The organism is Vibrio eleionomae (genome assembly GCF_009874545.1).
Classification (GTDB): Bacteria; Pseudomonadota; Gammaproteobacteria; order Enterobacterales; family Vibrionaceae; genus Vibrio; species Vibrio nitrifigilis.
The window spans coordinates 119,463-130,864 of sequence record NZ_WEKT01000009.1 but is presented as its reverse complement, the minus strand read 5'-3'; the positions used below and the strand labels follow the sequence as shown (position 1 = coordinate 130,864).

At 42.5% G+C, this 11,402-nt stretch carries 12 protein-coding genes; 10 read left to right on the top strand and 2 right to left on the bottom strand.

Annotation, left to right across the window (positions count from 1 at the left end):
* Positions 1-106: 106 nt before the first annotated feature.
* From F9817_RS07730 to argE, 4 genes are read left to right on the top strand one after another with little or no spacing between them, the layout of a single operon-like run.
* Entirely contained in the window at positions 107-1,366 is a 1,260-nt protein-coding gene (locus F9817_RS07730; protein ID WP_161154383.1) for a flavin-containing monooxygenase, read from the top strand.
* 12 nt (positions 1,367-1,378) lie between these two features.
* Entirely contained in the window at positions 1,379-1,795 is a 417-nt protein-coding gene (locus F9817_RS07725; protein ID WP_230389642.1) for a RidA family protein, read from the top strand.
* A gap of 12 nt (positions 1,796-1,807) precedes the next feature.
* Positions 1,808-2,482 (top strand): DUF1028 domain-containing protein, encoded by a 675-nt coding sequence (locus tag F9817_RS07720; protein WP_161154382.1) that lies wholly within the window; start codon positions 1,808-1,810, stop codon positions 2,480-2,482.
* On the top strand, positions 2,475-3,641 hold the full coding sequence (argE, locus tag F9817_RS07715; RefSeq protein WP_161154381.1) for an acetylornithine deacetylase: 1,167 nt from the start codon (positions 2,475-2,477) through the stop codon (positions 3,639-3,641). The genes F9817_RS07720 and argE overlap by 8 nt, the downstream gene beginning before the upstream one ends.
* Positions 3,642-3,715: 74 nt before the next feature.
* On the opposite strand, the gene F9817_RS07710 is transcribed toward argE, so the two are convergent.
* Positions 3,716-4,483, bottom strand: coding sequence for a DeoR family transcriptional regulator (locus F9817_RS07710; protein ID WP_161154380.1), 768 nt, complete (start codon positions 4,481-4,483; stop codon positions 3,716-3,718).
* Positions 4,484-4,739: 256 nt separating this feature from the next.
* Here F9817_RS07710 and pdxA point away from each other — a divergent pair, with 256 nt between their 5' ends.
* The 6 genes from pdxA (at position 4,740) to F9817_RS07680 (ending at position 10,742) form a co-directional block, all read left to right on the top strand.
* Complete coding sequence (gene pdxA / locus F9817_RS07705) at positions 4,740-5,759, top strand: 4-hydroxythreonine-4-phosphate dehydrogenase PdxA (RefSeq protein ID WP_161154379.1); 1,020 nt, start codon at positions 4,740-4,742, stop codon at positions 5,757-5,759.
* A gap of 10 nt (positions 5,760-5,769) precedes the next feature.
* A complete protein-coding gene (locus F9817_RS07700) occupies positions 5,770-7,173 on the top strand; it encodes a four-carbon acid sugar kinase family protein (protein WP_161154378.1) in 1,404 nt (467 codons plus the stop codon).
* Entirely contained in the window at positions 7,130-7,897 is a 768-nt protein-coding gene (locus F9817_RS07695) for a triose-phosphate isomerase family protein (protein ID WP_161154377.1), read from the top strand. Before F9817_RS07700 ends, F9817_RS07695 begins: the two co-directional genes overlap by 44 nt.
* Positions 7,898-7,915: 18 nt before the next feature.
* Positions 7,916-8,371 (top strand): ribose 5-phosphate isomerase B, encoded by a 456-nt coding sequence (gene rpiB, locus F9817_RS07690; protein WP_161154376.1) that lies wholly within the window; start codon positions 7,916-7,918, stop codon positions 8,369-8,371.
* A 148-nt stretch (positions 8,372-8,519) separates the two neighbouring features.
* Positions 8,520-9,503 (top strand): 2-keto-3-deoxygluconate permease, encoded by a 984-nt coding sequence (locus tag F9817_RS07685; protein ID WP_202436380.1) that lies wholly within the window; start codon positions 8,520-8,522, stop codon positions 9,501-9,503.
* A gap of 21 nt (positions 9,504-9,524) precedes the next feature.
* Entirely contained in the window at positions 9,525-10,742 is a 1,218-nt protein-coding gene (locus tag F9817_RS07680; RefSeq protein ID WP_161154375.1) for a 6-phosphofructokinase, read from the top strand.
* A gap of 115 nt (positions 10,743-10,857) precedes the next feature.
* Here F9817_RS07680 and F9817_RS07675 read toward each other — a convergent pair whose 3' ends face one another.
* Positions 10,858-11,376 (bottom strand): cytochrome b/b6 domain-containing protein, encoded by a 519-nt coding sequence (locus F9817_RS07675; RefSeq protein WP_161154374.1) that lies wholly within the window; start codon positions 11,374-11,376, stop codon positions 10,858-10,860.
* Positions 11,377-11,402 lie beyond the last annotated feature (26 nt).

The window sequence follows — 11,402 nt, the reverse complement described above, 5'->3', positions numbered from 1 at the left end:
ATAGGAAGTTTTATAATATTTTACCGCTTTTCTTCTATGCCATAAGCTGATTTCACTCTCTTAAATAAAATAAGAAATTGGGTCAGCTCCCAAAAGGCATAGTTCAATGAAAGAAAATAGTAATTATATCGACACATTAATTGTGGGTGGTGGGCAAGCTGGTGTAGCGATGAGCGAACACCTAACCCGCGCCGATGTTCCGCATGTTGTTTTAGAAAAAGGTCGTATTGCTGAAGCATGGCGTTCTGTACGCTGGGATTCACTGGTTGCGAACGGACCGGCTTGGCATGACCGCTTTCCTGGCCTTACTTTTACTGGTGAAGGTCCAGATAGTTTCGTTAAGAAAGATCGTGTTGCCGACTATTTCGCCGAATATGCTGAAAAATTTCAATCACCAATCAAAACTGGCGTAGAAGTATCTAAAGTTGTACGCAATGAAACTGGCCGTGGTTTTGTGGTTGAAACCTCAGAAGGTACTTGGATTGCTGAGCGTATTGTCTCTGCAACGGGTCCCTTCCAAGTTCCAGTTATTCCAGCTATCGCGCCAAAAGATGATGAGCTTTACCAAATCCATTCGGCACATTATCGCAATCCAGAACAACTTCCTGAAGGCAGTGTTTTGGTTATCGGAGCCGGTTCGTCAGGCGTACAAATTGCCGATGAACTACAACGTTCAGGCAAAACAGTTTATCTCTCTGTTGGTCCTCATGATCGTCCACCGCGCAGTTATCGCCAGCGTGATTTTGTTTGGTGGTTAGGTGTACTCGGCCTCTGGGATGCAACGGCAACAGAACCCGGTAAAGAACATGTAACGATTGCAGTAAGTGGCGCTCATGGTGGCAAAACCATCGATTTCCGAGAGCTTGCACAGCAAGGTTTGAACCTAGTAGGTCGCACCGATTCGTTTAATGATGGCAATGTTTATTTTAATAATGACTTAGCTGCCAATATTAATGCGGGAGATGATAACTATCTATCGTTATTAGACATGGCAGATGAATACATCGAGCGTAATAAACTTGATCTTCCTGAAGAGCCAGAAGCGAGACAATTCCTTGCTGATCCTGAGTGTATGACGAATCCAACCACGGCGTTGAACCTTGCCGAAGCTGGCATTACCACCATCATCTGGGCAACTGGTTTTGATACTGATTACAGCTGGTTACAGGTGGATGCGTTTGATGAAAATAACAAACCCGCTCAACAACGTGGTGTGTCTAAAGAGCAAGGTGTGTACTTCATTGGCTTACCTTGGCTATCTCGTCGTGGTTCAACGTTTATTTGGGGCGTGTGGCATGATGCCAAATACATTGCCGATCAAATCGTGATTCAGCGTCAATACCAACAATACCGCATTGAAGAATAAGATAAGGAGAGCATGATGCCAACTCACAAACGAATTCGTATGTTCAATACCAAAGAAACGTACCCTAACCAGTCGTTAGATAATGACCTTTGCCAAGCTGTTGTTGCTGGAAATACTGTGTATGTCCGTGGTCAAATTGGAACAGATTTTGATGGTAATTTGGTTGGATTAGGCGATCCTACCGCGCAAGCTGAACAGGCAATGAAGAACGTTAAGCAACTGCTAGAAGAAGCGGGAAGTGATCTTTCTCATATCGTGAAAACAACCACTTACATTATAGATCCACGTTATCGTGAGCCTGTTTACCGTGAGGTCGGTCGCTGGCTAAAAGGTGTTTATCCTATTTCGACCGGGATTGTTGTGGCGGGACTCGCGCAACCGGAATGGTTAATGGAAATTGACGTTATTGCAGTCATCCCTGAAGAATAAGGAAACACATTTATGACGATCTCTATAGCGGCGCGTTGCCCGAAAACTGGGCAACTGGGCATTGCCATTAGTTCTTCAAGTATTTGCGTTGGGGCGCGCTGCCCTTGGTTGTTAGCTGGGGTGGGGGCGGTATCAAGCCAAAATATCACCCTGCCTTCACTCGGCCCCAAAATGCTTAGTGCGTTAGAAGCAGGAAAAACACCTCAAGAAGCGATAAAGCAGGCCATAAAAGAAGATGAGCATAGTGCTTATCGTCAATTGACGGTCATTGATATTCACGGCGAAAGTGCTTGTTTTAGCGGTACAGAAACATTAGGCATTCATAATATAGTCCAAGGTAACAACTGCGTTGCGGCTGGTAATATGCTAGCGAATACTGAAGTGATAGATGCCATGGTGAAAGCGTTTGAGGATTCTGAAGAAAGCTTGACTGCCAGTTTGCTTATTGCACTTGAAGCCGGGTTACAACAAGGTGGTGAAATGGGGCCTGTTCATTCCGCGGCAGTGAAGGTGGTGGATGATTATCCTTGGCCACTGGTCGATTTGCGAGTTGATTGGGCTGACGACAACCCTATCAAAGAACTGAAAAAGCTTTGGCAAGATTATGAGCCACAAATGGAAGCTTATGTAACAAGAGCACTTGATCCACGTGAAGCGCCAAGTTACGGAGTCCCTGGAAATGAATAACTCATTTCAGGTCGATAGTGTGCGAGATATCCTTGGTCAGTTATTGAAATTTGATACCACAAGTCGAGAATCAAACCTCGACTTGATGATGTTTATTAAAGAGTATTTAGAAACAGTGGGTGTGGACTCCACACTCATCTTTAATCAAGAGCATACTAAGGCGAACTTATATGCGCGATTAGGTCCAAGTGGTGATGGCGGTGTTATGCTATCGGGACACACCGATGTTGTTCCGGTGGATGGACAAAAGTGGAGTGTTCCACCGTTTATTATGACTGAACGTGACGGTAAATGTTACGGACGTGGCAGCGCTGATATGAAAGGCTATATTGCCTGTGTATTAGCCGCTATACCGCATTTTCAGCAGAGTCAGCTACGAATGCCACTGCACTTGGCTTTTTCTTATGATGAAGAAGTCGGTTGTTTGGGGGTTCGCAGTCTAATCGAGCATATCCAAGCCTCTGCGGATAAGCCACTAATGTGTATTGTCGGTGAACCAACGGAAATGAAACCAGTGTTTGGTCATAAGGGCAAAGTAGCGATGCGTTGTAAGGTTGAGGGGCATGCATGCCACTCTGCGTATGCGCCTGATGGAGTCAATGCGATTGAATATGCTGCAAAACTTATTTCTAGGGCAACGGAGCTCTCAGAGTCTTTAGAAGCGATTAAAGATGATCGATTTTCACCCCCTTTTAGTACCATGCAGACAGGGGTTATCCAAGGTGGAAGTGCATTAAATATCGTGCCTGAATTTTGTTATTTTGATATTGAAATGCGTTACCTACCGGGTATGGATGCAGACGTTACATTTGGTTCATTGATTGAGTATGCACAGAACACGTTACAGCCGAAAATGAACGAAAAGCATCCGGAATCGAATATCAAATTTGAATCGCTATCGTCCTATCCGCCGTTATTAACGGACCCTCAGTCAGAGTTTGCTCAATTAGTAGCGAGTTGGAGCGACAATGATCAATTTGAAACGGTAGCATTCGGGACTGAAGGTGGCTTATTTGATGAACTCGGTATTGCCACTGTAGTTTGTGGCCCAGGTAGTATGGCACAAGGTCATAAGCCGGATGAGTTTGTCACTGTTGAGCAATTAGAACTTTGCACTCATATGCTGAAAAACCTACGCCAGTGGATGACCGAAAGTTAAAATAGAATGTGAGATATTGAATATCACAATAGCCCATCCAATGATGGGCTATTTTATTGTTAAATTTGCTGGAATCACGCGATGGTGACATCTAAACCATGTTTAGTGAAGTCGTTGATAGTTGCTTTATCTGCTTTCTGATCGGTGATGAGAAGGTTGATATCAGCAAATTTGCAGAATGATGCGACAGACGTGTTGCCTATTTTGGAGTGATCGATCAGCGCTATCTTGCGTTTGGCGCGGCTGGCCATCAAGTTTTTTAATGAGACTTCGTATAAATTAAAATCTGTCGCGCCCTCATTCTGTGACAAACCGTGTGCAGAAAAGAAGATGGCATCAGCCGAGATATTTTTCACCAGATCTTCCCCAAGTAACCCTTCAATAGACCCGGAGTCTTTTGTGACCACGCCACCAATAAAAATAATATTGATGCTGGGCATGTCTTTAAGCACCAACATGTTGTAGATACCGTTGGTGACGACGGTGAGTTTGCTAAATTGGCCAAGCTTTTTCGAGAGCATGAGCGATGTAGAACTGGCATCTAAGATGATGCATTGGCCATCTTGTATATGATTTAACGCTTCATCAGTAATGATGTTTTTCTCTTCGTGATTTAAATGTTCACGGTTTGAAAATATTAATTCACTGAGTGGACTGGTTTTTTTGACTAGCGCTGCGCCGCCATGGAACTTTTGAATGAGGTTTAAGCTTTCTAGGTAGGCAAGATCAGTCCGGATCGTCGTAGGCGAGGTATTTAAACATTCACTGAGTTCTTTAGTGGTAATTCTTTCGTTTTTTTCCAATAACTTAAGAATATCATCGTGTCTTTTAGACGTTAGCACAGATGACGCTCCTTACATACTTAGTAAATGAAAATACAATCCAACCGGACACTATCAAATTAGTTGGATATTTACAACTGTTTTCACCAACAAAAACAAAAAAAACACCAATAAAAAATAGAAAAAATCAAATAACGAAAGCAAAACACAAACAAAAAAAAGTTTTCCTCGGAATTATTGCTTACTATTTGAACGTCGGAAAGAACAAGACGCAAAGATAGAACTTTTAATACTTCTAATAATTAAGGGGATGACAATGAGTGATTTTAAACCTATTACTGCTGTAACAATGGGAGATCCGGCAGGTATCGGTCCAGAAATCGTATTAAGAATGATGAAGGACAGCAAAGAACTCTATGATCAATGCAAACCTTTTATCATTGGCAGTCTTCCAATCCTACAAAAAACTGAAGACGTCATCGGTGTTACCCAGCCTATCGTTTACAACAAAATCAGTGACCCAAGTGAAGGTAAGTATCAATTTGGTGTGATTGATGTTCTTGAACCTAACCAATATGACTGCTCATCCGTGGTGTACGGAGAAGTGCAAGAGCTTGCTGGTCGTATGAGTGTGGATTACATCATGAAATCAATTGAGCTTGGTAAGGCAGGCAAAATTGATGCGGTATCAACGGCGCCAATTCACAAGAGAGCCATCAAACTCGCTGGGGTGAAACAGCCGGGCCATACTGAACTTTATCAAGATGAAACCGACTCTAAATATGCGCTCACTATGTTCTCTACTCATAAATTGCGCGTGTTCTTCGTTAGCCGTCATATGGCGCTAAAAGATGCGATTGATTTTGCGTCTAAAGATGTCGTGCTTGATTTCGTAAAAAACATTAATACTGAGTTAACTCAAATCAACTTCAAAAATCCATTAATTGCGGTTGCTGCGATGAACCCACATGGTGGTGATAATGGTCTGTTTGGTCGCGAAGAAATTGACCAATTGATTCCAGCGGTTGAAGAAGCGAAAAAACTCGGTATTAATGCTGTCGGTCCATTGCCTGCCGACTCAGTATTCTATCAAGGTAAAGATGGCCGCTTTGATGCCATTTTGTCGCTTTATCACGACCAAGGTCATATTGCGTGTAAAACGTATGACTTTGAAAAATCAATCACCATTACTTTCGGTTTGCCATTTATGAGAAGTTCCGTTGACCACGGAACGGCTTTTGACATTGCCGGTAAAGGGATTGCTCAATCCGTAAGTATGCTTGAATCCACTATTAAAGTTGCCGAATACGCCAAAATGAAACACGACAACCAGTAAAGGTGAACGTATGCCAGTAATTGGAGCTGTAGCTGATGACCTAACCGGTGCCACCACGGTCGGAGTGCTATTGTCACGATCAGGGATTAAAACTGCTGCAATATTTAGTGATTCTAATCTTAATGATAATAGTGACTTAGCCAAATATGACGGTTTGATTGTCAGTAGTGATAGCCGTTCTTTACCCAAAGATCAGGCCTATGTAGAAGTTGCCAAAGCAACCAAGAGTTTACAGACACTAGGCATTACACAATTCTCCAAACGCACTGATACCACCCTGCGTGGTGGTATCGGCGTAGAGATTGATGCCATGCTGGATGTATTGGGCGACGAGTATGTAGCGGTGATGGTGCCTTCCATGCCGAAATCACGCCGGATTATGGTTGGTGGTTTTTCTTTGATTGAAGGAGTACCGCTGATTCGTACGCAAGTGTTTAATGATGTGAAAACACCTGTGCGTGAAAACTACATTCCGCGTTTGATTAGTGAGCAATCTCAGCAGCAAGTTGGTCTTGTGACCATTGATTCGGTGATGGCTGGTGTAGAGGATCTTAAGCAAGCATTAAACGTTGCGAGAGCAAAAGGTGACCGAATTATTTTGGTTGATGCGGTCTCTGAAGATGATGTTGAAGTGATTGCTGATGCTTTAGTGGAATTGCAATGGAAGGTGTTGTCGGTTGACCCAGGAGCACTCACAGAGAAATTGGCACTGCGCCATTGCGATACCCATCAAACCGATGATTCTAATGCCGATTTGCAGGTCACCACACGCCACCGATCGCAGGACAATAAAATGGTAATTATTGCAGCGGGCAGTGCGACTGAAGTAACGAAAAAGCAGATGGAGGTGTTGTGTTCTGATAAACGTAACCAAAGAGTCCATCTCAATGCTATCGATCTGATTTTGAATACCGATGAAGCGATTCGTGATGCCTTAGATGACATTATGGCGGTGATTAAAAAGCATCCTAAAGCCAAATCCATCATTATCGAAACCGCGTTAAAAGGGCGTCGGCTAGATCTGAACAAAACGGATCATAAATACAATTTGGCACTCGGTGAGTGTTCGAAACGCATTAACGTTGCTCTAGGTGAAATTGTCGGTCAATTGATTCAGCGTGTAGGGAAAGAAAAGGTAGCAGGGCTATACATGACAGGTGGTGACACCATGGTCAATGTTTGTGAAAGGCTGCATGTTCATTGTATTGAGTTAATCGATTACGTGATTCCGCAAACGGATATAGGTCGGTTTATCGATGGTGAATATAAAGATATGCCGTTCATTTGTAAGGGGGGCATGACGGGTAACGATCATATCGTGACCGAGATTGTCGAACGGCTATTTAATGAATCTCTAAGAGGGAAAACTCATGAGAAGGAAAGTAGTAGGGGCAAGCTGGAAAATGCATGTTAATACTCTCGAAGAGGGGTTAGCACTCGCACAAGGAATACATCAGGAAGTCGGGCAAATCACCGACGTGGATATTTTCATTTTGCCAGCTTTTCCATTAATTCAAGGCTTATCAACTATTTTTAAATCAGGGCAGATTGGTTGGGGAGCACAAAATATGTGCTTTGAAACCAAAGGCGCATTTACCGGCGAAGTGCCTGCGCCAATGCTTAAAGAGCTGAACTGTCAGTATGTTGAACTTGCCCACGCAGAACGTAAAAAGTTCTTTAATGAAACCGATTTAACTGTGAATAAGAAACTGCGTATTTGCCAAGAGTTTGGTTTTACTCCTGTGGTATGTATTGGTGAAACTTCAGAGGATCTCGCTCAAGATCGTGCACAGGCGGCCTTAAAAGAACAAGTTGTGACGATGCTATCTGGGTTAAATCATGATTTTCTAAAACAAACCATTCTTGCGTATGAACCTGTATGGGCAATTGGTAAAAGTAAAACCGCAGGGTTGGATTATATTCAAAATATGCACTGTTATATTCGTAATATAGTGAAAGAGTATTTTGGCCAAGATGTCAGTGATGATATTCGGATTATTTATGGTGGTTCAGTAAGCTGTGAAACATCAGATGAACTATTAGGTTTAAATGATGTGGATGGCGTATTTATTGGTCGTTTTGGATTAAATCCAGAAAACTTTAGAAAAATTACAGAAAGCGCGCTTAAAAATATTTGATTTAAAGGAGAAAGAATCATGAATATTGCTATTGGTTGTGATGAAGCTGCGTATGAATTAAAAGAAATTTTAAAAAAACATCTGCAAGAAAAAAATATCAATGTAGTCGATTATGGGACAGAAACGAAAGAAGAGTGCGTGCTTTATCCTGATGTTGCTTTAGATGTAGCGACTGCGATTCAGAATAAAGAATGCGAACGTGGTGTGCTGCTATGTGGGACTGGGATTGGTATGGCGATTACAGCTAACAAAGTGAAAGGCATTCGTGCAGCGTGCTGCCATGATGCTTATTCAGCTGAACGTTCTCGTAAAAGCAATGATGCGCAAATTATTACAATGGGGGCGCGTGTTATTGCACCTCAATTAGCAACCTATTTATTAGATGTATGGTTAAATTGTGAATTCTCTGGTGCAGGTTCTACTGCAAAAGTAGAAAAAATCAAAGAATATGAAAATGAACATTTGGCTGTTTAATTAAAATAAAGAAAGCCAAGTAAAATAATTATAAATATATAAATCCAATAACTTTTTATAATCCATTAATAGCTAACGGCGTTAGCTGTTAGCTATTCCCTCGTTATAAGAGTACTCAACATACTCTTTATAGCTTAAGGAGAATAACGTGAAACTTTTAGAAAAGCTTGAAAAAATGCCAGGTGGTCTAGTTATAGTCCCACTAATATTAGCTGTCGCGATAAAAACACTATTCCCCGAATTATTTGAAATAGGAGGTTTTACTACCGGTCTGTTTAAAAATGGTCAGCCCGCGATGATGGGGCTATTTTTGATATTGTGTGGTTCATCGATCAATGTCAGGCAAGTAGGGATGCCTCTTTATAAGGGGAGTATCTTAACAGGGATGAAATTTATTCTTGGTGTATTGCTCGGATTAGCTGTTGCCAAATTTTTTGGCCCGTTAGGTTGGATGGGGTTAACGCCAATGGTCATGATTGCGGCGATCACGAACTCCAATAGCTCGTTGTATATTTCGCTATCAGCTCAGTTTGGTAAGCCAACCGATACCGGTGCAATCTCAATTTTGTCACTGAACGATGGCCCATTTTTTACGTTGGTTGCACTCGGAGCGACGGGCTTAGCGAGTATTCCGTTTCAAGCGCTGGTTGCCACCATTATTCCTCTATTAATTGGGTTTGTATGGGGGAATTTGGATGAGCACTTTAAGACAACGTGCCAAAAAGCTCAGCCTATCGTGACCTTTTTTATGACCATCTCTATTGGTTCTAGCACCGACCTTTCCACATTAGCGACAGCGGGAGCATCAGGCATCATCTTAGGTCTTATTTCAGCTGCGAGCGGTATCTTATTTTATTTCTTGTATAACGCTTTACTGAAAAAAGACGAACGTAGCGCGATGGGGGCGGCTATTGGTACCACAGCATTAAACTCAGCAATGACGCCAGCCGCGATTGCCGCGGCTGATCCATCGATGGCACACTTAGTGCCTATGGCAACGGCTCAGTGTGCAACGGCATCGATTATTACGCTGTTTTTGTGTCCGTTCTTAGTGGCGTTTTTTGATAGCAGGATGAAGAAAAAACGCGCCAAAGAAGCGGCATTGGATAATCACGAACATGTTCATATTTAAAAAGGTGTGTAGGAATACGCTATGAATATTATGGTCGCCCAATCAGGAGGTCCAACTCCTGCTATCAACGCAACGGTAGTTGGTATTCTGGAGTTAGCAAAACGAAACGATAGTATTGATCATGTGTATGGAGCGTTAAATGGGATTGAAGGGGTAATCAATCAACAGTTTATCGATATCAATCAACGCATACATAATGATATTGAGCTGGATATGTTGTTTTATACACCAGCATCAGCACTTGGTGCTTGTCGTTATCAATTGCCAGAGAATATGAATGATAGTCCGATTTACCAGCAGCTTATTGATACGTTAAGGGCGAAGGGTGTCACCATATTTGTTTATATTGGTGGCAATGATTCGATGGATACTGTGAAAAAACTCGCTCAATACTGTGAGTTAAAAGGCATCGAAGATATCCAATTTATTGGAGCGCCCAAAACGATAGATAATGATCTGGTAGGCACCGATCATTGCCCAGGGTTTGGTTCGGCGGCCAAATACATAGCGACGACATTTGCTGAACTAGAAAAGGACTGTTTTGTGTATAACCGGCCATCCGTCACTATTGTTGAAATTATGGGACGCAATACCGGTTGGCTTACTGCATCAGCAGCACTGTCACGTTTGAACGGAGGTAAAGGGCCCGATTTTATCTATCTTTGTGAAGTGCCGTTCGATCAAGAGCAATTTATTCATGATGTAAAAAGCAAACTCCAGCGCGGTAAACCTGTTCTTATCGCTGTGAGTGAAGGTTTGAAAAACGTTCAAGGTGAATACTTATCAGTGATAAAAGGTAATGCGCTTGATGCATTTGGTCATCAATTTATCTCAGGTACAGGGAAGTATCTAGAGAACTTAGTTCGCCATAGCATCGGCGGCAAAGTGCGCTCGATTGAACTGAATTTGATGCAACGTTGCGCTGGTCATTTATCGAGTAAAACCGACTTAAATGAATCGAAATTACTGGGAGCTAAAGCACTACAAGCCGCGTTAGACGGCGAAACTGGCAAAATGGTCGGCATTCATCGCCTCAGTGATCAACCTTATGCGATTGAATTTGTTGTTGCGGATATCGCACTGATTGCCAATCAGGAAAAGAAAGTTCCACTGGATTGGATTTCGACTGAACGTAATGATGTATCTGCCAGCATGATTGACTACATGAAACCGTTAATTGAAGGAGAAACCAAGCTTAACTACCGAAATGGTATTCCCGAGTATATCAGCTTGTATTAATTGAATTTAATTTTTGTAGGAACTCATCTTACCCTAGAAGCGGACCTTGTCCGGGAGAATCATAATTCACCCGTTATGATTCTCCAGTTATTTCTTACTCTGTATCTATTGCGATTTATTGGGTCGACTTTTTCTGAATCCACATACTGCGGATATAGGAACGATGGGTGACTTTACTCATTACTATCAATGCAGCAACGTGAATAGCAACTGCAGTCATTGTGATACTGGCTAATGTTTCATGCGTTTCTTTTAGCCAGTGGGCATGATGAAATACACTCCACTCGGTGCCCCAGCCAGTTATGCCTGTCGCTAAGAGTAATGCCCACATGAGCCATATCATAATAGCGCCAGCGGGGTTGTGCCCAAGGTGATGATCTTGGTGAGTGGCTTTGACCTCTTTTAAATGCTCAATGGCTTTACGAGGTGAAGGTTTAAAGCGAGATAAACGCGCAGGCGAATGGGTGATTACCCCCCAAATTAAACGAATGATCACCGCGACAATGACAATATATCCGGCCCACTGGTGAGGTTCGCTACCTTTGGGCAAGATAAAGTAGTTGGCGAGAAAGAGAGCCGCGACTATCCAGTGAGTCAGCCTAACCAGCGCATCCCAAACAAATGGTTTGTTCATAACCTTTTCCTATTCATAGTGAGGTA